Source organism: Pseudomonas oryziphila, from assembly GCF_003940825.1.
GTDB classification, from domain to species: Bacteria; Pseudomonadota; Gammaproteobacteria; order Pseudomonadales; family Pseudomonadaceae; genus Aquipseudomonas; species Aquipseudomonas sichuanensis.
Map to the genome: position 1 here is coordinate 1,225,636 of NZ_CP034338.1, position 20,925 is coordinate 1,246,560.

The following is a 20,925-nucleotide window of genomic DNA, read 5'->3' on the forward strand; positions in this document are numbered from 1 at the left end:
GGGCTTGCCCCGCGATGCCAGTTCGAGCCTTCAGTGCATTCGCACCCACACGCTCACCAGCACCGTCGCCGCCATCAGCCAGGCCACCGTGGCCAGCGCCAGTGACGCCTCCAGGCGCATGCGGTCAACCAGCACATACAAGGTCGCCAGGTAAACGAAGTACGGAATGATCGACCACATCCCGAACAGGATGGTGGTCTTCAGATCGTCCACCGAGCGCCCCTTGCCAACGATGTAATGGGCGATCAGGGCGAAGGTGGGGAACAGCGGCACCAGCCCTGCGATGTAGTAGTTGCGGGTCTTCGACAGGATGGCCAGCAGCACCACCACGCCGGCGCCCAGGGCCGCTTTGAATACCAGGTCCACGTTGTCTTCCAGGTTGAGGTTGCCGATCAGCCGAGGCCGTATTTCTTCACTTTGTCGAACAGTGTGGTCTTGGCCATGCCCAGCTCCTGGCTGGCCTGGCTGAGGTTGCCGCCGGTGCGCTGCAGGGCGTCGCTGAGCAGGTTGCGCTCGAACGCCTCGACCGCCTCGGAAAAGCCCAGGCCCTGGCTGGCGCCGCCGCTGGGGCCCTTCTTGAACGCCGGCAGGCCCAGGGCATGGCGTTCGGCGACGTTGCGCAGTTCGCGCACGTTGCCTGGCCAGTCGTGGGCCATCAGTTGCGACAGGGTCTGGCTGTCGAGCTGTGGCGCCTCACGGTCGAAGCGCAGCGCCGACTGCTGCAGGAAGTGCTCGAACAGCTGCAGGATGTCTTCGCGGCGCTCGCGCAGGGGCGGCAGCTCCAGGGTCACCACGTTGAGGCGGTAATACAGGTCGCTGCGGAACTGGCCGCTCTGGCCGAGGGCGTCGAGGTCGGACTTGGTGGCGGCGATCACCCGGCAGTCCACCGGGATGCTCTGGTTCGAGCCCAGGCGCTCCAGAGTGCGCTCCTGCAGCACGCGCAGCAGCTTGATCTGCAGGTTGATCGGCATGCTCTCCACTTCATCGAGGAACAGCGTGCCGCCATTGGCGTGCTCGATCTTGCCGATGCGCCGTTTGCCGGCGCCGGTGAAGGCGTTGGCCTCATGGCCGAAAATCTCGCTTTCGAACAGGTTCTCCGGCAGGCCGCCGCAGTTCAGCGCCACGAACGGCTGGCCCTGGCGCCGGCTGAAGTCGTGCAGGCAGCGGGCGACCAGCTCTTTGCCGGTGCCGGTCTCGCCTTCGATCAGCACGTTGGCCGAGGTGTCGGCAACGTTGGCGATCAGTTCGCGCAGGTGCTCCATGGCCGGCGAGCGGCCAATGATCCGGCCTTCCAGGCTGCTCTGTTCGACCAGTTGGCGGCGCAGGGCGACCACCTCCCGGGACAGGCCGCGCTGCTCCAGCGCGCGGCGGACCACGTCGACCAGGCGCTCGGGCGAGAAGGGTTTTTCCATGAAATCGTAGGCGCCGTTGCGCATGGCGCCGACCGCCATGTCGATATCACCGTGGCCGGTGATCAGCACCACTGGCAGGCTGCGGTCGCGGGCCTTGAGGCGGTTGAGCAGCTCCAGGCCATCGATGCCCGGCAGGCGGATATCGCTGACGACGATGCCGGCGAAATCGTCGCCGATGCGTTCCAGTGCCTGCTCGGCGCTGCCGACGCCTTCGCAGGCGATGTCCTCGAGGGCCAGCGCCTGCTGGCAGCCGAGCAGCACATGGGGATCGTCTTCGACGATCAAGACCGTCAAGGGTGCTTGGTTCATAGGGACCCTTCGTTCATGGGAGCTCTGCGGATTCGGTGGGGGGCGTGGCCAGGGGCAAGGCGAGGACGAACGCAGTGCCGCCACCGGCGGGGTGTTCGACGCTCAGGGTGCCCTTGGCGGCGGTGGCCAGGCTGGCCGACAGGGTAAGGCCAAGGCCCAGGCCATGCTCGCCCGGTTTGGTGGTGAAGAACGGTTCGAACAGGTGCTTGCGCGCTTCCGGGTCGATGCCGTGGCCGTTGTCGCGTACCCACAGGCGGTACTTGTCGCCCTGGGCTTCGCCTTCCAGCCACAGCTGCGGCAGCGGTTGGGTGGCCATGGCGTCCAGGGCGTTGCCGATCAGGTTGACCAGGATCTGTTCCAGGCGGGTCTGGTCGATGGCCAGCTGCTGGTCGTCGAACTGGCGGTGCAACTGCAGATGGCAGGCACTGATGCGGTTGCCCAGCACCTGCAGGGTGGCCTCGACGGCCTTTTCCAGCGAGGCCTGACCGCGGTCGTCGCCGCGCCGGGCGAACGAGCGCAGGCTGGCGGTGATGCGGCCCATGCGGTCGATCAGGTCGTTCATGGTGCGCAGGTTGGCGCTGGCGGTTTCCAGTGCGCCGCGTTCAAGGAAGCGCACGGTGTTGCCCGACAGCGTGCGCAGGGCCGCCAGGGGCTGGTTGAGCTCATGGGCGATGCTGGTGGACATCTGGCCGATGGCCGCCAGCTTGCCGGCCTGTACCAGCTCGTCCTGGGCCTGGCGCAGGGTCTGTTCGGCGTGGCGGCGTTCGCGGATCTGGCCTTTGAGGCGTTCGTTGCTGGCACGCAGGTCGGCGGTGCGCTCGGTGATCTTGCGCTCCAGGTGGCTGTTGGCTTCTTCCAGCGCCTCGCGAGCAGCCAGGCGGGTGGCGATCACCTTGCGTCGTTCGTTCCAGGCTATGGCCAGGATCGCCAGCAGGGCGAATGCCACGCCGACCAGGATGCCCTGCACCATGGATTCGCGGCGCAGGTCCTGTAGCGGGGTGAGCAGGGTGAAGTGCCAGGGGGTGTCGACCAGGCGTCGGGTCTGGGCCAGGTAGGTCACCTCGTGGGGCTTGCCGTGGGCGGTTTCGCTGTTGGCCGGGAAGGTCAGTTTCTCCACGCCATCGGCCAGGGTTTCGCGGGCCAGCGGTTGCAGCTCGTTGAGCGGCCACCAGTAGTACTGCAGGCTGCGCGCCAGGCGTTCCTTGATCTGCGGGTTCAGCGGGCGGACCGACTTGAGGCGCCGGGCCGGGTCGCTGGAGAGGATGATGATGCCGTTCTCGTCGCTGACGAAGGCTTCCAGGCGGGCGCGTTGCCAGCGCTCTTCGAGGGTGTCCAGGCGGACCTTGATCACTGCCACGCCGATGATCTTGCCGTGTTCTTCCAGGCCATGGGCCAGGTAATAGCCGGCCTCGCCGGTGGTGCTGCCGATGCCGTAGAAACGCCCGGGCTCGCCGCGCACGGCGGTCTGGAAGTAGGCACGGAACGCCAGGTCTTCGCCGAGGAAGGAATCGGCGTCGCGCCAGTTGCTGGTGGCCTGCACCCGGCCGTTGGTGTCGAGGACGAAGATCGCCCGGCTGCGGCTGCGCCGGTTCAGGCCTTCGAGGTATTCGTTGACGGCTTGGCGATCACCGGCTTCGGGGTCGGTGAGCAGGCGCGAGACGCTGTCTTCAAGCTCCAGCAGGCTGGGCAGGTAGGTGTACTTGCTGATTTCGCTTTCGACCGTGCGCGCATGCAGTTCCAGCGCGCGCTCGCCGCTTTCGCTGAGGGTGCGGATGCCATTGCTCTCGCTGATCAGATAGCCAGCCATGCCCAGACCGACCATCAGCAGGATGACCAGGGGCGGCAGCAGCAATTGACGGATCAGGCGGGATTTCACGGCAGGCTGGGCAGGGCGAAGGAGCGAAGGGTCGCATTTCATCACAGTGGCCTTGTCACGACCAGCGTCCGCTGCCGGGCAGGCAGCGGACGTGGCTCACTCAGTGTTGCAGGATCTTGCTGAGGAAGTGCTGGGTGCGCTCGTGGCGGCCTTGCGGGTTGCCGAAGAAGTCTTCCTTCTGGCAGTCCTCGATGATGTTGCCTTTGTCCATGAAGATCACCCGGTTGGCGACCTTGCGGGCGAAGCCCATCTCGTGGGTAACGCACATCATGGTCATGCCTTCGTGGGCCAGCTCGACCATGACGTCGAGCACTTCGTTGACCATTTCCGGGTCCAGCGCCGAGGTCGGTTCGTCGAACAGCATGACGATCGGGTCCATCGACAGGGCGCGGGCAATCGCCACGCGCTGCTGCTGGCCGCCGGACAGCTGGCCGGGGTGCTTCTTGGCGTGGGCCCCCAGGCCTACGCGGTCAAGCAGGGCCAGGCCCTTCTTGGTGGCTTCCGCCTCGCTGCGGCCGAGTACCTTGCGCTGGGCGATGGTCAGGTTCTCGGTGATCGACAGGTGCGGGAACAGCTCGAAGTGCTGGAACACCATGCCGACCCGCGAACGCAGCTTGGGCAGGTTGGTCTTGGGGTCGGCGATGGAGGTGCCGTCGACCACGATGTCGCCTTTCTGGAACGGCTCCAGCGCGTTGACGCACTTGATCAGCGTGGACTTGCCCGAGCCCGACGGGCCGCAGACCACCACCACTTCACCTTTCTTGACCTCGGTGCTGCAGTCGGTCAGCACCTGGAAGTCGCCGTACCACTTGTTGACGTTCTTGATGGAAATCATACGGTGATCCTTTTTTGCAGGCGCTTGACCAGCCAGGAAGCGGAGAAGCTGATGAGGAAATAGACGACACCGGCGAAGATCAGGAACTCATGGGAGCGCCCGATGATGTCGCCGTTGGAGCGCGCCGAGTTGAGGAAGTCGATCAGGCCCACGGTGTACACCAGCGAGGTGTCCTGGAACAGGATGATGCTCTGCTGCAGCAGCAGCGGGGTCATCTTGCGGAACGCCTGGGGCAGGATGATCAGGCGCATGCACTGGCCATAGCTCATGCCCAGTGCCTGCGCGGCGCCCATCTGGCCCTTGGAGATCGATTGCACGCCGGCCCGCACGATTTCGCAGAAGTAGGCCGCCTCGAACATCATGAAGGCCACGACGCAGGAGGTGAACGCGCCCACCGGGGTGTCTTCGCCGGTGATCCAGCGCAGCACGAAAGGCACCGCCAGGTAGAACCAGGTGATGACCAGCAGCAGCGGGATGGAGCGGAAGTAGTTGACGTAGGCGCCGGCGAAGTTCGACAGCAGCTTGCTCGACGACAGACGCATCAGGGCGAGGATCGTGCCCAGCGCGATACCGCCGACCACACCCATCACCATCAGTTGCAGGGTCAGGACCATGCCGTCCCACAGGGCGGGCAGGGCCGGGATGATTTCGCTGAAATCCATGTCCATTTACTTGCCCCCCACGGAGATCAGGCCAGGTACCGAGACTTTCTTCTCGACCATGCGCATGAGCAGCATCAGGCCCATGTTCAGGGTGAAGTAGATCAATGTGGCGAGGGTGAACGCTTCGAACAGGTTGGCGGAGAATTCGGCGGTCTGCTTGGTCTGTGCCAGCAGTTCCATCAGGCCGATCAGCGACGCTACCGAAGAGTTCTTGAACACGTTCAGGAATTCCGAGGTGAGCGGCGGAATGATGATCCGGTAGGCCTGGGGCAGCAGCACGTTCATGTAGATCTGCGACAGGCTGAAGCCCATTGCGCGACCTGCCGATTCCTGGCCACGCGGCAGCGCCTGGATACCGGTGCGCACCTGTTCGCAGACACGGGCGGCGGTGAACAGGCCGAGGCAGATGACCACGCTGATCAGTGCCGAGGTGGTCGGGTTGAGGTCCTGCTTGAACCACTCCTGCAGGCCTTCGGGCAGCAGGTCGGGCACCAGGAAGTACCAGATGAACAGTTGCACCAGCAGCGGTACGTTACGGAACAGCTCGACGTAGGCGGTGGCAATCCCTGACACCAGGCGGTTAGGCACAGTGCGCATGACGCCGAGCAGCGAGCCCAGCAGCAGCGCGATGATCCAGGCGGAGACAGCGATGGCGATGGTCCAGCCCAGGCCGGTGATGTACCAGTCCAGATAGGTTTCGCTGCCCACGCCGGTGGACTTGAAGAACACGCCCCAGTCCCAGTTGTAATTCATCGGGATTTCCCCTCAGACGGTTGTTTCACGGGCACCTTGATACATCCGGGGGCGTTCGACGCCCTCGGATGTAAAGGTTAGACACTAAAAAGTGGCCTGTCGGATCGAAACGTGCGCGTTGCGCACCAGGCCACTAGTTGCCTGGGATCAGGACTTCTTCTCGTCCGCGGCCTTGTCGGTCGGCTCGGCGATCAGCTTCTTCAACTCGTCGCTCATTGGGAAGTTCAGGTTCAGGCCTTTCGGTGGGATCGGCTGCTGGAACCACTTGTCGTAGCTCTTGTTGACTTCACCCGACTTGAAGTAGGCGACGATGGCTTCGTCGACCGCTTTCTTGAAGGCCGGGTCGTCCTTGCGCACCATGCAGCCGTAGATCTCGTACGACTGTGGGGTGCCGGTGATGACCCAGTCGGACGGCTTCTTGGCCTTGGCCATTTCACCGGCGAGCAGGGCGTCGTCCATCATGAAGGCCACGGCGCGGCCGCTTTCGAGCATGTTGAAGGCTTCGCCGTGGTCCTTGGCCGAGATCACGTTCATCTTCATCTGCTTGTCGGCGTTCATCGCCTTGAGGATGCGCTCGGAAGTGGTACCGGCGGTGGTCACCACGTTCTTGCCGGCCAGGTCGGCGAAGTCTTTATAGGAAGGCTGACCGTCTTTGACCTTGGTCAGCAGGCGGGTGCCGACTTCGAAGATGCCCACCGAGAAACCAACCTGTTGCTGGCGCTCGACGTTGTTGGTGGTGGAGCCGCACTCAAGGTCCACGGTGCCGTTCTGCACCAGTGGGATGCGGGTTTGCGAGGTGACGAGGTTGTACTTGACCTTGATGTCGGTGCCCAGTTGCTTCTTCAGGGCGTCGACCACAGCGATCTGGATGTCGTGGGAGAAGCCCACGGGCTCCGGCTTGCCGGCGAGGTAGGAGAACGGGATGGAGGAGTCGCGGTGGCCCAGGGTGATGGTGCCCGAGTCCTTGATCTTCTTCAGGGTGCCGGTCAGCTCTTCGGCCATGACTGGCGATGCGATGACTGCAGCCGCGATAGCGGCGCCCAGCAATTGACGAACGATGCGCATCAAATTTTCCTCGACGTGTTTGTTTTTTTTATGGAGCCGTTGGCGGACTCTTTCGTTCAACGAATACCGCAATGAAGCGGGTGCATTCGGCTACCAAGTGTAGAGCATGAGTCGTGCCAAGCTCTGGCAATGATCATAACGGCGCGAAAACACTGGGGATTAATCTTTTTTGACGGTAATGGATGCTGATGTTTCGTGCGGATTCCCGAATGGATGGTCGGCGACCGTTCGGAAAACCGAATGAATGGCTGGCAAGATCTATTTAACGCCGGCCGGGCGCTGGCTGGTGCTCTGCTGGGGCTTTTGCGCCAGGAGCCCCAGGCATGACCGAAGTTGCCATTACGCCCGATTCAATCGATGCATTCATTGCCAACCGCTTGCCTGCGTGGTTGACCCAGGCAGACGAGTCACGCCTGGTCGCGCTCAACCAGGCCCTGCGCGGGCAACAGGAAAGCGCACATCGGCTTGCGCCCTTGTTCGATGCCATCCCCTCTATGGAGGTTTATGCCGCACCGCTGCTCGAGAAGGCGCTGGAGCAGGCCGGAGCTGGCAAGCTGGATGTTCGCCGCTGCCAGGTGGGTATCAGTCGGGATGTCGAACTACCCACTGCCTCGCCCCATCTGAAGGCGCCGTCTTACATCCATCATTCGACCCAGAGCCTGCTGGCCGCCGCGCTGCACAATTTCCACGAAAGCGAGACACGACCTTCGATCTTTCGTCGTGCCGAACTGACCGATGAGACCGGCAGGCCGCTGGCGTTCGGTTTTGAAGCCTTCGCAATGCTTTGCCGCAAGCTCGACCTGGGGGGCAGCTACCAGGCCCTGCTCAAGTTGACGTTCCAGCCTTCGGGGGAGGGAGGGTCGATCCGTCGTGAAATCGAGCGGCAGATGGAGGAGAACCATCGGGCGCAGTTGGAAGTGGCAGTACGCATGGCCAGGCTCAGGGAGCAGGTCGATGAACAGAGCTATTTCGAATTGCTGGCGGTTTTTGCCGCGAAGCCGGCAGTGCCATCGGCCCCCGGGCAGATCACGGTCCGCCAGCTCTACCTGCTGGGGAAGAAGGTGCGCGGCGTGGTCACTCTTGAGGTCCGCGATGCGCCAGGCGAGTCGCTCAAGGCCGTGATCGCCTGGATTCCGGGAGACCCCCGGCAACCTCTGAGCCGATATGCATCCTGGGAGGCACTTTACCTGGCACTGGGCAAGCGCCTGCGCGACAGCACTGCCAGGATGTTCTTTGGGCGTTTCATCAGCGAACGGGATCGCCCGCTATTCTTCGGGGCGCTCAAGGCGTTGGGCAGGGCTACTGCGGCGGGGGCGGCGCTCGAACTGGACGGGCGCAACCTGGCCATCGATGATTCGCTATTCGTGCATTTGCGCAAACTGCAACTGGAGAAGTTGCTGGACGATGCCCGCGTGCTGGCGGTGCCGACCGGCGATGAAGACGACGTCGACCGACATGCACGCCTGGATGGGATGATTGCAGCTGGTTTCGACTTGCTGGCCTTGGCCGGGCTGTTCATCCCAGTGTTGGGGGAGGTGATGCTGACTGTGACGGCGGTACAGATCGCCGAACAGGTCTACGAGGGTTATCAGGATTGGCAGATCGGTGATCGCCAGGGCGCGTTGGACCATCTGTTCACCGTGGCGCAGAACCTGGCGGTCGGGGTCGTGGTGGGCAAGGCAGGGTCCGCCGCCGTGGGGCTCACACGGCGCCTGCCGTTCGTGGATGGGCTGATGCCGGTGCGTACCGGCACGGGGGCGACCCGGCTCGCCAGCGAGCGACTTGAGGCCTATCAGCTGGAAGACCAGGACACGGCAGTTGGGCATCAGGTACGCGTGGCGGATGGCTGGCGCCTGCGCTTGCCCGATGGGGCCTACCAGGTGAGCCGATCGGCAGAGGGCGGCCAATGGCGCATCCAGCATCCCCGGCGCAGCACAGCCCATGCGCCCAGGCTTGAGCACAACGGCAGCGGGAGCTGGCGCCATGAGCTGGAGCAGCCACAACGCTGGCAAGGTGTTGGCCTGTTGTTACGTCGCCTGGATCGCCGATTGGCGAGCGTGCCGAACGCTACCGCTCAGATGCTGGCCGAGGTGACTGGCCTGGACGAGGGGCGTCTTCGCCAATTGCACCTGGAAAACGCCCCGCCCCCCGCACGGCTGCTCGACGCTTTCGAGCGCCATGAGTTGCACCGACAGTACCCGGCCCTGCGCGGTGAGGCTTTCGATGGTTACCTGGCCGACCGTGAGCGAGTGCCGAGCCGTTCGGCCAGCCTGTTGCGTCGGGATTTCCCAGGGCTGAGCGTGTCCGTGGCCGAGGAAATCGTCGCGCAGGCCAGCAGCGGGCAGGTCGCCGCAATGCTGGAGCGTGGACGGGTGCCGCTGGCGTTGGCCGAGCGGGCACGCTGGCAGCTGCGGAACAGCCGCCTGGATCGTGCTTGTGCCGGCCTGCGCGGAGCCGAAGCGGTCAACCCTGACTGCGAACGTCTGGCGTTGGGGCTGGTCGAGCGCTTGCTGCCTTGGTCGGCAAGCGTGCGTATCGAGTTGCGCGAAGCCAAGGTCGATGGTGCGTTGCTGGCCTCTCAGGGTAGCGCGCAGGCCAGCACTGTGTTGCGTGTGGTCAAGGCCAAAGGTGGATACACACTGCAGGATGGCCCGGGCGCCGAGCATGCTTCTGACCGTGACAGCCTGTTGCGCGCATTGTGGCTAAGCCTGGATCAAGCGCAGAAAGCGCAGTTGGGGGAGGGCGCCAGCGATGAGCAGATGTTCGTCGATCGCCTGGCCGCCAGTGCCAGTGCCGATCGCGAGCAAGTGGCCAGGGTGATCGGGATGGCGCCTGTCGGGCGTGGCCTGCAACCGCCTCGGCGGTTGGCTGACGGGCGCGTGGGTTACCCGCTCAGTGGTCGGGGTGTGGGCAGCCGGCAGGCGATCCGACGCGGTATTCACCAGATCTTCCCCACGCTCACCGAACTTGAGATGGAAGCCTATGTGCTGGATCTGCTTAGCAGGCGGGTCGACCTGTGGGAGCATTACAGTCTGTTGCAGCGCCAGTTGGGTGAATTGCGCCAGCAGTTGCGCAGGTGGCGTGATGAGGCGGCCAACCCGTTGCAACTGCTTCACCGGCAGCGTGTGGCGGATGTGATTCGACGCAGTTGGCGGCGCAAGCTGGTTGATCTGGCCGGTGACCCGGTGCTGACTGTCGAGGGGGAGCGGGTGGGCAGCCTGCCGATGTTGCCGGCAGGGGTCGATTTTTCTCACGTTCGGCGCCTGGTACTCAGGGATATGGGGCTGGGTGAGGTCGACGCTGATTTTCTGGCACGTTTTCCCAACTTGCTTGAGCTGGACCTGCGAGAGAACGCACTGACTGCGATCCCTGCGGGGATAGAACGCATGACGCGCCTGCGGCAACTGCACCTGGCACGCAACCAGATCAGCCTGGACATGGCAGGCAACGCCCGGCTGATGCCGCTATCGAGCCTGCATACCCTGGACATGAGCCACAATCCTCTGGGGCGCGCCCCTGACCTGGCAGGCCTGCGTCACCTGCGGCGGGTACTGCTGCGTTCGACAGGGCTGGACACCATGCCGGAGCCAGCGCGTCGTCTGTCCTGGCGCGGTTTGGCGGACTTGCGCGACAACAGCATCCGCCAGTTGCGCCTGGAACTGAACACGCTGCGCCTGCGTCTGGGCCGCCTGAGCCTGCATGACAACCCGCTGAGCGAAGCTGATGAGGCGCTGTTGGAGCAGGCCGCTGGTTCACGTGAGCTGCAGGCGGCACATACCCCTGTCGATTCTGCCCTGCGCGATTTGTGGTTGGGGCACGAGTACGGTGAGGCCCGCACTCAGCGCCAGGCAATATGGGATGCATTGCAAGCCGAGTCTGATTCGGCCGATCTGTTCCGGTTTCTCGCCGACTTTGCCCAGATCGATGATTTTGACCAATACCCTGAGTACTACCGAAGCCGGGTCTGGCACATTCTTGAGGCATGCCACGCCCATGAATCGTTGCGCATGCGCCTGTTCAGCGAGGCCAGTGGGCCGCGCACCTGTGAAGATCGCCTGTTGCTGACGCTCAGCCAGTTCGAGCTTGCGGTGTTGGCCGAGCAGGCCGTGTTCGAAGGGCCACAGGCTCAGGTGGAAAGGCGGCTTGTGCAGCTAGGGCGCGGCCTGCTTAGGCTCGACGAACTGGATCGTATTGCCGCACGGCATGTGCAGAGCCTGCTGCAGCGCGGTGTCGCCATGGTCGACGAGATAGAAGTACGGCTGTGCTTGCGGGTCAGGCTGGCGCAGGCATTGGGATTACCCGCGCAGCCACCGGCCATGCACTACGAAAGTTTCGCCAATGTCAGCACCAGTGACCTGAGGCGGGCGCAGGCGCAGGTACTTGCTTCGGAGACCCGTGAGCGGGTGGTCGAGTCGTTGGCGCAACGGCCATTCTGGGAACGCTACGTGCGTGAACGCGATCACGAACGCTTCGAAGTGCTGGCCGAGCCTTTTCATCAGCGCCTGGAAGTCATCGAGCAGGGGGTGGAGCAGACCGGTGAGCAGTACTATCTCGAGCAAAGCACGGCGTTGATGGTTGAACTCGAGGGGGTTGAGCGTGAGCTTGTTCGCACCCTGGCCCGCGAAGCCTACGAGCGTTCACATCCGTGAACGCCCCTGGGGACTCACTAGCACTCGCCGAGGTGCCGGGTATCTGCCGTGCGCTGGTTTGCCGCCGTTCAGGCGGCTTGAACCGGCGCACGATCTTGTCGGGTGTGTGCCAGGTAGTCGACCAGCGCCTGTTGCTCGACGGCGCTGGTGAACAGGCCGAGCTTGGTGCGGCGCCAGAGAATGTCATCGGCGTCGACCGCCCACTCCTGGCTGCACAGGTAGTCCACTTCGCGGGTGAACAGGCCACCACCGATGGCCTGGCCCAGGTCCTCGGGGCCATTCACGCCCTCGAGCAGGCGCCAGACGCGACTGCCGTAAGTCACAGCCCAACGCTTGGTGATATCCAGCGGCAGCCAGGCATGGCTGGCCAGCACGGCGTCCACCAGTGCCTGCACGCTGGTCATGCTTTCGCCGCCGGGTAGCGGCGCATCGGCGGTCCAGCTGCCGCGCATCTGGGTGAAGAACGGCTTGAGCTCCGCCATCGCCGACTCGGCCAGCTTGCGGTAGGTGGTGAGCTTGCCGCCGAATACCGACAGCAGTGGCGCTTCACCTGCTGCGGCGGACAGCGCCAGGGTGTAGTCGCGGGTCACTGCCGATGGGTTGTCCGACTCGTCGTTGCACAGCGGGCGCACGCCGGAGTAGGTGTGCAGGATGTCGGCGCGGCTCAGCTGGTGGTTGAAGTGTTCGTTGACCACTTTGAGCAGGTAGTCGGTCTCCTGCTCGGTGATCGCCACCTTGGCCGGGTCGCCGCTGTATTCGCGGTCGGTGGTGCCGATCAGGGTGAAACGCTCCAGATAGGGGATGCAGAAGACGATGCGCTGGTCTTCGTTCTGCAGGATATAGGCGTGCTCGCCTTCGTACAGGCGCGGCACGATCAGGTGGCTGCCCTGGATCAGGCGGATGCCGTAAGGCGCATCGAGCTTGAGATCGTCCTTGATGAAGCTGGCCACCCAGGGGCCGGCGGCGTTGACCAGGGCGCGGGCGCGGATGGTCCGCAGGCTGCCGTCGGCGTGTTGCAGCTCCACTTCCCAGATGCCCTCGACCCGCTCGGCACGCAGGCAACGGGTGCGGGTGTGGATGTGTGCACCTTTCTCGCGGGCGGCCATGGCGTTGACGACCACCAGGCGGGCGTCGTCGACAGCGCAGTCGGCGTATTCGAAACCGCGGGTGATGGCTGGCTTGAGCGGGTAGCCCGGGCCGAAGCGCAGGCTGCGCGAGGCGCCCAGGCGCTTGCGCTTGCCCAGGTGGTCATAGAGGAACAGGCCGGCGCGGATCATCCAGGCCGGGCGCAGGTGTGGCTGGTGCGGCAGGACGAAGCGCATTGGCTTGACGATGTGCGGGGCTTTGGCCAGCAGCACTTCGCGTTCGGCGAGGGCTTCGCGCACCAGGCGGAATTCGTAATGTTCGAGGTAGCGCAGGCCGCCGTGGATCAGCTTGCTGCTGGCCGAGGAGGTGTGCCGGGCCAGGTCGTCCTTTTCACAAAGGAATACCTTCAGGCCGCGCCCGGCGGCGTCTGCCGCGATGCCTACGCCATTGATGCCGCCACCGATCACGGCGAGGTCGTAGCAGTCGAGGGGTTGGGGCGAAACGGGCTGGGACACAGCAAGGCCTCCTGGGCTGTCCATATCGAATATGAACATTGATGTTCGTTTGCGAAAATACTAGCGCAATGAACAGGCGGCCGCCAGTGAGTCTTTATAGAAAAAACTGATCGGATGACAATTAAATGAACATTTACGAACATCGTGCAGGGCCGGCAAGCCGGCGCCTGCAGAAAGGAGGCGTCAGACCACGTCCAGGCGGATCTTGTACTGATTGAGCAGTTGGGTCAGGGCGGGGGTAGGGGCCTGATCGGTCACCAGGCAGTCCACCAGGCTGATCGAGCCAAGGCGGACCATGGCGTTGCGCCCGAACTTGCTGGAGTCTGCTGCGAGGATCACCTGGCGGGCATTGGCGATGATCGCCTGGGACACGCGCACCTCCTGGTAATCGAAGTCCAGCAGGCTGCCGTCCTCGTCGATGCCGCTGATGCCGACCACGGCGAAGTCGACCTTGAACTGGCTGATGAAGTCGACGCTGGCCTGGCCTACCACGCCGCCGTCTCGGCGTACCGTGCCGCCAGCGATCAGCACTTCGAAATCGTCCTTGGCGCCAAGGATCGCCGCCACATGCAGGTTGTTGGTGATGATCTTCAGGTGGTTGTGGTTGAGCAGCGCCCGGGCGATGGATTCGGTGGTGGTGCCGATGTTGATGAACAGCGAGGCATGGTCGGGGATCTGCCGGGCCACGGCTTCGGCAATGCGCTGCTTCTCGTCGCGCATCTGGTCGGCGCGCATGGCGTAGGCGGTGTTCTCGATGCTCGAGTCGTAGGCAGCGCCCCCGTGGTAGCGGCGCAGCAGGTTGGCCTCGGCGAGCTGGTTGATATCGCGGCGGATGGTCTGCGGAGTGACGACGAACAGCTGCGCCATTTCCTCGATGCTGACGTAGCCGCGTTCGCGGACCAGCTCGAGGATTTGTTGTTGGCGTGGAGGCAGATTCATGGGCGGTCCTTGGGGGCAGCCGGAAAAATTCTGCAATGATGCCGGAGGAAGGGGAGTAGGACCAGCTTGGGTTGCTGCGCAAGCAGCCATCGAGGGGCAAGTCGCCGCTGCGACTTGCCCCTCGATGGTTCGATGATCAGGCGTCGTGGTCTTCCCAGTCGCGGGTGCGGTCCACGGCCTTGCGCCAGCCTTTGTACAGCTTCTCTTTCGCCGCTTCATCCAGTTGCGGGCTGAACTCGCGTTCGATGATCGCCTTGTCGCGCAGCTCGTCCAGGCCGCTCCAGAAACCGCAGGCCAGGCCGGCCAGGTAGGCGGCGCCGAGGGCGGTGGTCTCGCGCATTTTCGGGCGCTCTACGCAGGTACCGAGAATGTCGGCCTGGAACTGCATGAGGAAGTTGTTGGCCACCGCACCGCCATCCACGCGCAGTTCGCTCAGGCGCTGGCCGCAGTCCTGCTGCATGGCATCGAGCACGTCGCGGGTCTGGTAGGCGATCGATTCCAGCGCGGCACGGATGATGTGGTCGACTTTCACGCCGCGGGTCAGGCCGAACAGCGCACCACGGGCATAGGGGTCCCAGTACGGCGCGCCGAGGCCGGTGAAGGCGGGCACCAGGTACACGCCGTTGCTGTCCTTGACCTTGCTGGCAAAGTACTCGGTGTCATAGGCGTCGTTGATGATTTTCAGCTCGTCACGCAGCCACTGCACGGTGGAGCCACCGTTGAACACGGCGCCTTCCAGGGCATAGGCCACTTCGCCGCGCGGGCCGCAGGCGATGGTGGTGAGCAGGCCGTGGGACGAAGCGACCGCCTTGTCGCCGGTGTTCATCAGCAGGAAGCAGCCGGTGCCGTAGGTGTTCTTGGCCTGCCCGGGCTCCACGCACATCTGGCCGAACAGCGCCGATTGCTGGTCGCCAGCGATGCCGGCGATTTTGATGCCGCTCTTGGTCTGGCCATAGACTTCCGACGAAGGGCGCACTTCGGGCAGCATCTGCCGTGGGATGCCGAGGATATCCAGCAGCTTCTCGTCCCACGCCAGGGTATGGATGTTGAACATCAAGGTGCGCGAGGCGTTGGTGTAGTCGGTGACATGCACCTTGCCGCCGGAGAACTTCCAGATCAGCCAGGTATCGATGGTGCCGAACAGCAGCTCGCCGCGCTCGGCGCGCTCGCGAACACCTTCGACGTTGTCGAGGATCCACTTGAGCTTGGTGCCGGAGAAGTAAGGGTCGGTGACCAGGCCGGTGGTTTCGCGGATGTACTGTTCGTGGCCGTCACGTTTGAGCTGGGCGCAGATCTCGGTGCTGCGGCGGCACTGCCAGACAATGGCGTTGTACACCGGACGGCCGGTTTCCTTGTCCCACACCACGGTGGTTTCACGCTGGTTGGTGATGCCGATGGCGGCTACCTGGGCGTGGCTGATACCGGCCTGGGCCAGGGCTTCGACCATGGTCGCGCTTTGGGTGGCGAAGATTTCCATCGGGTCGTGCTCGACCCAGCCGGCCTGCGGGTAGTGCTGGGCGAACTCGCGCTGCGACGTGCCGACCACGTTGGCGTCGCGGTCGAAGATGATGGCCCGAGAACTGGTGGTGCCCTGGTCGAGGGCAATGATGTAGTTCTTGTCCTGGGTGTCTGTCATGTCGATGGCCTTGCAGGAATTAGGAGTGGTTCAGGGCGTGGCGAGCATTGGAGCCCGGCGCTGGCATCAGGAAACCTGGGCATCACCCTGAGGATTATCGTCTGTCTGTGGCTTCTCGGCTTCTGCTGTCGGCAGGTTGCGGGCAATCAGGCCGCGGTACAACGCCGCACCAAGGCTGGCGCCGAGAATCGGTGCGAACACCGGTACCAGGAAATAGGGAATGTCACGCCCGCCGGTAAAGGCGATGTCGCCCCAGCCAGCGAGGAAGGTCATCAGCTTGGGCCCGAAATCGCGCGCCGGGTTCATCGCAAAGCCGGTCAGCGGGCCCATGGCGCTGCCGATCACGGCGATCAGCAGGCCGATCAGCAGCGGCGCGGTGGCGCCACGGGGCAGGCCGTTGTTGTCGTCGGTCAGGGCCATGATCACGGCCATCAGGATGGCGGTGATGATCACTTCGACCAGGAACGCCTGGCCGGTGGACAGCGCCGGGTGCGGGTAGGTGGAGAATACCGAGGCCAGTTCCAGGCTGGCCTGGCTGCCGCGCAACATGGCGTGGGCCTGTTCGAAATCGAAGAACAGGTTGCTGTACAGCGTGTAAACGAGCGCGGCGCCACAGAACGCGCCACACACCTGGGCGAGGATGTAGAACGGCAGTTTGCGTTTGTCGAAGCCGGCGAACAGGGTGAGGGCGATGCTCACGGCCGGGTTCAGGTGCGCGCCGGAAACGCCGGCGGTGAGGTAGATCGCCATGCTCACGCCGACCCCCCAGATGATGCTGATTTCCCACAGGCCGAAGCTGGCGCCGGCAACCTTGAGGGCGGCGACACAGCCTGTGCCGAAGAAGATGAGTAGCGCGGTGCCGAGGAATTCGGCCATGCATTGGGCGGAAAGCGTCGGTTGGCGTAGAGCAGTCGTCATGTATGACCTCGGTTCTTGTTGTTGTGAGGCGTAGTGCGCTCGACAGCAAAAAAGCCCGGAGTCGATCCCCATTGACGCCGGGCGGGTGCAGGGAGTGCACCTTATAGGTGCACCATGTATTCAGAAACGAAAAAATATAGACAAGAAACGCTGATGTCAAAGGTCGAAAGTGAACGGTTGGCCACAAACTGACCGAGAGGCCTGCCTGCGAACCGTTGGCCGCCGCTCTGGCCCGCGGGTGTGCTGGCTGGTCTGGGGGATTTGCCCTACAGTAGCCGGCGACCTGCGATCGACTGGAGCCTTCGATGACCCCCGCCCTGGACCTGCTGAAAAAGGCGCGCGCCGAGTACCGCGTGCACAGTTACGAACATGACCCGAAGACTGCCTCCTATGGCCTGGAAGCGGCCGAGAAGCTTGGCCTTGACCCGCTGCGGGTGTTCAAGACGCTGCTGGCCAGCAGCGAGAAGGGCGAATTGCTGGTGGCGGTGGTGCCGGTGGTCGGTACCCTCGATCTCAAGGCGCTGGCCCATGCGGCGGGGGTGAAGAAGTGCGAAATGGCCGACCCGCAGGCTGCCCAGCGTGCCACGGGCTACCTGGTGGGGGGGATCAGCCCGTTGGGGCAGAAGAAGCGTCTGCGCACCTTCATCGACGAGTCCGCGCAACAACATGAAACCATTCACGTCAGCGCGGGCCGTCGTGGCCTGGAAGTGGAGCTGGCAGCGGCGGTGCTGGCAACCCATACCCAGGGGCAATTCGCCGGGATTGGTCGCGGCTGATCATCTGTATGGTGGTAATTTCCCCGACTCTGTCACTGTTCGGTCCGGGCCCCGTGCGCCATGCTCGGGCCCTTTCCAAAAAGACAGAGGGAGCGTGTCATGCAGTTGCACTTCCATCAGGTCGACGCGTTCAGCGATCGTCCCTTCGCCGGCAACCCCGCCATGGTTTATCACCTGGAGCAGTGGCTCGACGAGGCGCTGATGCAGCAGATCGCCGCCGAGCACAACCTTGCCGAGACCGCGTTCGTGGTGGCCGAGGGTGACGGATATCGCATCCGCTGGTTTACCCCGAGTACCGAAGTACCGCTGTGCGGCCATGCCACCCTGGCCAGCGCTTATGTGCTGTTCGAGGTCTATGGCGAGCAGAAGGCGCGGCTGGACTTCCAGAGCCAGTCAGGGCCACTGAGCGTCAGCCGTGAAGGGGATCGCTTGTGGCTGGACTTCCCGCGCATTGATTCGCAGCCGGTGGCCGAGCCTTTGCCGGTTGCCGAGGCGTTGGGCTGCGAGGTGCTGGAAGTGCGCCAGAGCAAGGAGCTGTTCGTGGTGTTGCCGTCGGAGCAGGCAGTGCGTGATTGCACGCCGGACATGGCTGCGGTGGCGCGTCTGCCCGGGCTTGGCGTGATTGTGACGGCGCCCGGCGCCAGGCATGACTTCGTATCGCGCTATTTCGCCCCGGCTATCGGCATCCCCGAAGACCCGGTGACCGGTTCCACCCATTGCCTGCTCATCCCGTACTGGGCCGAACGCCTTGGTAAAACCGAGTTGAGTGCGTTCCAGTGCTCGGCCAGGGGCGGTGAGCTGTCATGCAGGCTGGAAGGTGAGCGGGTGAAGATCGGTGGGCAGGCTCGGCGGGTGGCCAGTGGCACGTTGATGCTGTGATTGTCGCGGGGCAAGCCAGGGCACCGAACCGCAGCTCCCACGTTGGTCGTGGGAGCAACTGCCTGGCTGCGCGATCCACATGACTTATTGATCGAGCCGGGACCTGTGGGAGCGGCTTTAGCCGCGAACACCGGCAAAGCCGGTGCCATCCACCGCGTCGCCTGTTTCGCGGGTAAACCCGCTCCCACAGGCAGAGTACAGGTCTTGAGTTCGGCTCGGTCGGGTGCGCGCTGACTTGTCCTGCGATGTTCTGGGTGCCTCAGAGCGCCGAGCTGACGCGGCGCACGCCGTTCTCCTGGCGTGGCAGCTGCGCGGCTACGCTGCCGGGTACCGGGAACAGCACCAGGTGGTCGGCCGCCACGGCGATGCCGATTTCCTGGCCTACCTGATGGTCGATGTGGCTGGGGAAGATCGCTTCGAGCTGGCTGCCGGTGGGCAACTGCAGGCGATACAGGGTGGAAGCGCCGAGGAAGCTCTTGCCGACAATTTGCGCCCGCAATTTGCCGTCGGGCGCATGGATGATGTCATCCGGGCGCAGCAACACGTCCACCGAGCTGCCCGTGGCCATGGTGTAGGCGCGATTGCCCCGCAGTTCGCCGAGTTCGGTGGTCACCGCTTCATGGCTGCTCATCTGGCCGCGAATGAAGTAACCCTGGCCAATGAAGCTGGCAACGAAGGGGGTTTGCGGCTCGTGGTAGAGGTTGTAGGGGGTATCCCACTGCTCCAGGCGGCCTTCCTTGAACACGCCAACGTGATCACTGACGGCGAAGGCTTCTTCCTGGTCGTGGGTGACCAGGATGGCGCTGGTGCCGCGGCTCTTGAGGATGTCGCGCACCTCGTGGCTGAGGCGCCTGCGCAACTCGACGTCGAGGTTGGAGAACGGCTCGTCGAGCAGCAGCAGTTGTGGCTCCGGCGCCAGTGCGCGGGCCAGTGCGACCCGCTGTTGCTGGCCGCCGGACAACTCGTGCGGGTAGCGCCCGCCGAGGCCGCCCAGCTTGACCAGTTCGAGCATCTCCTCGACCACGGCCGCCTGTTGCGGGTGCTTGCCGATGCCGAAGGCGATGTTCTGCGCCACGGTCAGGTGTGGGAACAGCGCGTAGTCCTGAAACACCATGCCGATCCGGCGTTTTTCCGGAGCCAGGGTGAAGCCTGCACGGGAGATGACCTCGCCGGCCAGCTGGATCTCGCCTTCATGCACCGGCTCGAAACCGGCGATGGCGCGCAGCGTGGTGGTCTTGCCGCACCCGGAGGAGCCCAGCAGGCAACCGATGTCGCCTGCGTTCAGGTGCAGGTTGAGGTTCTGGACGATGCGCTGCTCGCCATAGCCGCAGGCGAGGTCGCGCAGGTTGAGCAGTAGGGGTTGACTCATGCGTGGTGGTAAGCCGGTTCTACAAGGAATTCGAGAAGGGCCTTCTGCGCATGCAGGCGGTTCTCAGCCTGGTCCCAGGCGACCGAACGGGGGTCGTCGAGCAGGTCCTGGCTGATTTCCTCGCCACGGTGGGCGGGCAGGCAGTGCATGAACAGGGCATCGGGTGCCGCCAGGTCGAGCAGTGCGCGGTTGACCTGGTAAGGCGCGAAGTGCGCCAGGCGCCGTGCAGTTTCCTCTTCCTGGCCCATGGAAGTCCAGACGTCCGTGGTCACCAGGTGGGCGCCGCGTACGGCTTCCTTGGGGTCACGGATGATCTGCACGCGGTCACCGCCCAATTGCAGGAAGCGTGGATCGGGGTCATAACCCTCGGGGCAGGCGATGCGCAGCTGGAAGTCGAACTGGCGAGCGGCTTCGATGTACGAGTTGCACATGTTGAAGCCATCGCCGATCCAGGCCACGGTCTTGCCCTGGATCGAGCCACGGTGTTCAAGGAAGGTCTGCATGTCGGCCAGCAACTGGCAGGGGTGCGACTCGTCGGACAGGCCGTTGATCAGCGGCACCCGCGAATGGGCGGCGAATTCGGTGAGGGTGCTGTGGGCGTGGGTGCGGATCATCACCGCATCGACCATGCTCGACAACACGATGGCGCTGTCGGCAATCGGCTCGCCGCGGCCCAGCTGGGTGTCGCGCGGCGACAGGAAGATGGCCTGGCCGCCGAGCTGGATCATGCCCGCCTCGAACGACACCCGGGTACGGGTCGAGGATTTTTCGAAGATCATCCCCAGCACGCGGTTCTTCAGGGGCTCGAACAGCACGCCACGCTTGCGCAGGTCCTTCAGCTCGATGCCTCGGCGGATCACACCGAGCAATTCGTCGGTGGTGAAATCCAGCAGGGAGAGAAAGTGCCTAGCGCTCATGATTGACTACCTTATCTGCAACGGTGTGCAGGTCGACCGTATGGGTTTTGTTGACAACGGGAGTGACCTGCGGCGTAAGCCGCACGGGGCGGACGGAATAGGGAAAGGCGCAATACTATAATTAAATGTCGCCTCAAACCAAGAGGGGAAACAGTGTCTCTGTATCAGCGGGTGTCGTAACCCACTGCAGGTGCGCTGTTTTTTATTTGCTACAGGGTTTGTACACGGCCAGGCGCGCGTTTGGCAAACCTGCTGTCGCGAATCGTGGGCCTGATGTCGGCCAATTCACGCCGCGAAGCGCGCTGGTGAGCCTTGCTGGGGCGGCGCAT

At 63.9% G+C, this 20,925-nt stretch carries 16 protein-coding genes; 3 read left to right on the forward strand and 13 right to left on the reverse strand.

The features are described 5' to 3' along the window. Positions 1 to 30: 30 nt before the first annotated feature. From EJA05_RS05805 to EJA05_RS05835, 7 genes are all read right to left on the reverse strand, one after another. Positions 31 to 366 (reverse strand): GlpM family protein, encoded by a 336-nt coding sequence (locus EJA05_RS05805; RefSeq protein ID WP_125462840.1) that lies wholly within the window; start codon positions 364 to 366, stop codon positions 31 to 33. Between the two features lie 26 nt (positions 367 to 392). Next, positions 393 to 1,721: a two-component response regulator AauR gene (gene aauR, locus EJA05_RS05810; protein ID WP_125462841.1), complete on the reverse strand. Its 1,329-nt coding sequence runs from the start codon at positions 1,719 to 1,721 to the stop codon at positions 393 to 395. A gap of 13 nt (positions 1,722 to 1,734) precedes the next feature. Continuing rightward, positions 1,735 to 3,639, reverse strand: coding sequence for a two-component sensor histidine kinase AauS (aauS, locus tag EJA05_RS05815; RefSeq protein ID WP_125857622.1), 1,905 nt, complete (start codon positions 3,637 to 3,639; stop codon positions 1,735 to 1,737). 58 nt (positions 3,640 to 3,697) lie between these two features. Next, on the reverse strand, positions 3,698 to 4,432 hold the full coding sequence (locus EJA05_RS05820; protein ID WP_110995129.1) for an amino acid ABC transporter ATP-binding protein: 735 nt from the start codon (positions 4,430 to 4,432) through the stop codon (positions 3,698 to 3,700). Beyond that, a complete protein-coding gene (locus tag EJA05_RS05825; RefSeq protein ID WP_125462843.1) occupies positions 4,429 to 5,100 on the reverse strand; it encodes an amino acid ABC transporter permease in 672 nt (223 codons plus the stop codon). The genes EJA05_RS05820 and EJA05_RS05825 overlap by 4 nt, the downstream gene beginning before the upstream one ends. Continuing rightward, positions 5,101 to 5,847, reverse strand: a complete 747-nt coding sequence (locus tag EJA05_RS05830) for an amino acid ABC transporter permease (protein ID WP_125462844.1) — start codon at positions 5,845 to 5,847, stop codon at positions 5,101 to 5,103. A 147-nt stretch (positions 5,848 to 5,994) separates the two neighbouring features. Then, a complete protein-coding gene (locus EJA05_RS05835; protein WP_125462845.1) occupies positions 5,995 to 6,912 on the reverse strand; it encodes a glutamate/aspartate ABC transporter substrate-binding protein in 918 nt (305 codons plus the stop codon). A 323-nt stretch (positions 6,913 to 7,235) separates the two neighbouring features. Here EJA05_RS05835 and EJA05_RS05840 point away from each other — a divergent pair, with 323 nt between their 5' ends. Then, positions 7,236 to 11,561, forward strand: a complete 4,326-nt coding sequence (locus EJA05_RS05840) for an NEL-type E3 ubiquitin ligase domain-containing protein (RefSeq protein WP_125857623.1) — start codon at positions 7,236 to 7,238, stop codon at positions 11,559 to 11,561. Positions 11,562 to 11,629: 68 nt separating this feature from the next. Here the strand turns inward: EJA05_RS05840 and glpD are convergent, their stop codons facing one another. From glpD to EJA05_RS05860, 4 genes are all read right to left on the reverse strand, one after another. After that, the gene (gene glpD / locus EJA05_RS05845; RefSeq protein ID WP_125857624.1) at positions 11,630 to 13,162 is read right to left on the reverse strand and encodes a glycerol-3-phosphate dehydrogenase; all 1,533 of its coding nucleotides are present in this window, start codon (positions 13,160 to 13,162) and stop codon (positions 11,630 to 11,632) included. A gap of 183 nt (positions 13,163 to 13,345) precedes the next feature. After that, positions 13,346 to 14,101, reverse strand: coding sequence for a DNA-binding transcriptional repressor GlpR (gene glpR, locus EJA05_RS05850; RefSeq protein WP_110995134.1), 756 nt, complete (start codon positions 14,099 to 14,101; stop codon positions 13,346 to 13,348). A gap of 136 nt (positions 14,102 to 14,237) precedes the next feature. Beyond that, positions 14,238 to 15,737, reverse strand: a complete 1,500-nt coding sequence (glpK, locus tag EJA05_RS05855; RefSeq protein ID WP_110995135.1) for a glycerol kinase GlpK — start codon at positions 15,735 to 15,737, stop codon at positions 14,238 to 14,240. 66 nt (positions 15,738 to 15,803) lie between these two features. Then, a complete protein-coding gene (locus EJA05_RS05860) occupies positions 15,804 to 16,655 on the reverse strand; it encodes an MIP/aquaporin family protein (RefSeq protein ID WP_125462848.1) in 852 nt (283 codons plus the stop codon). Between the two features lie 305 nt (positions 16,656 to 16,960). On the opposite strand from EJA05_RS05860, the gene ybaK reads away from it, so the two are divergent. Beyond that, positions 16,961 to 17,431 carry a Cys-tRNA(Pro) deacylase gene (gene ybaK, locus EJA05_RS05865; RefSeq protein WP_110995137.1) on the forward strand — a complete coding sequence of 157 codons (471 nt, stop codon included), beginning with the start codon at positions 16,961 to 16,963 and terminating at the stop codon, positions 17,429 to 17,431. A 99-nt stretch (positions 17,432 to 17,530) separates the two neighbouring features. Beyond that, the gene (locus tag EJA05_RS05870; RefSeq protein WP_125462849.1) at positions 17,531 to 18,310 is read left to right on the forward strand and encodes a PhzF family phenazine biosynthesis protein; all 780 of its coding nucleotides are present in this window, start codon (positions 17,531 to 17,533) and stop codon (positions 18,308 to 18,310) included. Between the two features lie 259 nt (positions 18,311 to 18,569). Here the strand turns inward: EJA05_RS05870 and EJA05_RS05875 are convergent, their stop codons facing one another. Both EJA05_RS05875 and argF read right to left on the reverse strand, forming a co-directional pair. After that, the gene (locus EJA05_RS05875) at positions 18,570 to 19,679 is read right to left on the reverse strand and encodes an ABC transporter ATP-binding protein (RefSeq protein WP_125857625.1); all 1,110 of its coding nucleotides are present in this window, start codon (positions 19,677 to 19,679) and stop codon (positions 18,570 to 18,572) included. Then, positions 19,676 to 20,596, reverse strand: a complete 921-nt coding sequence (argF, locus tag EJA05_RS05880; protein WP_125462851.1) for an ornithine carbamoyltransferase — start codon at positions 20,594 to 20,596, stop codon at positions 19,676 to 19,678. Before argF ends, EJA05_RS05875 begins: the two co-directional genes overlap by 4 nt. Positions 20,597 to 20,925: the final 329 nt, after the last annotated feature.

Excerpts from the sequence above, each read along its gene's own strand:
- EJA05_RS05830 (WP_125462844.1), bottom strand. The coding sequence starts at position 5,847 with ATGAATTACAACTGGGACTGGGGCGTGTTCTTCAAGTCCACCGGCGTG.
- glpR (WP_110995134.1), bottom strand. The coding sequence starts at position 14,101 with ATGAATCTGCCTCCACGCCAACAACAAATCCTCGAGCTGGTCCGCGAA.
- ybaK (WP_110995137.1), top strand. The coding sequence starts at position 16,961 with ATGACCCCCGCCCTGGACCTGCTGAAAAAGGCGCGCGCCGAGTACCGC.
- EJA05_RS05840 (WP_125857623.1), top strand. The coding sequence starts at position 7,236 with ATGACCGAAGTTGCCATTACGCCCGATTCAATCGATGCATTCATTGCC.
- EJA05_RS05825 (WP_125462843.1), bottom strand. The coding sequence starts at position 5,100 with ATGGACATGGATTTCAGCGAAATCATCCCGGCCCTGCCCGCCCTGTGG.
- aauS (WP_125857622.1), bottom strand. The coding sequence starts at position 3,639 with ATGAAATGCGACCCTTCGCTCCTTCGCCCTGCCCAGCCTGCCGTGAAA.
- EJA05_RS05870 (WP_125462849.1), top strand. The coding sequence starts at position 17,531 with ATGCAGTTGCACTTCCATCAGGTCGACGCGTTCAGCGATCGTCCCTTC.
- EJA05_RS05860 (WP_125462848.1), bottom strand. The coding sequence starts at position 16,655 with ATGACGACTGCTCTACGCCAACCGACGCTTTCCGCCCAATGCATGGCC.
- EJA05_RS05820 (WP_110995129.1), bottom strand. The coding sequence starts at position 4,432 with ATGATTTCCATCAAGAACGTCAACAAGTGGTACGGCGACTTCCAGGTG.
- argF (WP_125462851.1), bottom strand. The coding sequence starts at position 20,596 with ATGAGCGCTAGGCACTTTCTCTCCCTGCTGGATTTCACCACCGACGAA.
- EJA05_RS05835 (WP_125462845.1), bottom strand. The coding sequence starts at position 6,912 with ATGCGCATCGTTCGTCAATTGCTGGGCGCCGCTATCGCGGCTGCAGTC.
- EJA05_RS05875 (WP_125857625.1), bottom strand. The coding sequence starts at position 19,679 with ATGAGTCAACCCCTACTGCTCAACCTGCGCGACCTCGCCTGCGGCTAT.
- glpK (WP_110995135.1), bottom strand. The coding sequence starts at position 15,737 with ATGACAGACACCCAGGACAAGAACTACATCATTGCCCTCGACCAGGGC.
- aauR (WP_125462841.1), bottom strand. The coding sequence starts at position 1,721 with ATGAACCAAGCACCCTTGACGGTCTTGATCGTCGAAGACGATCCCCAT.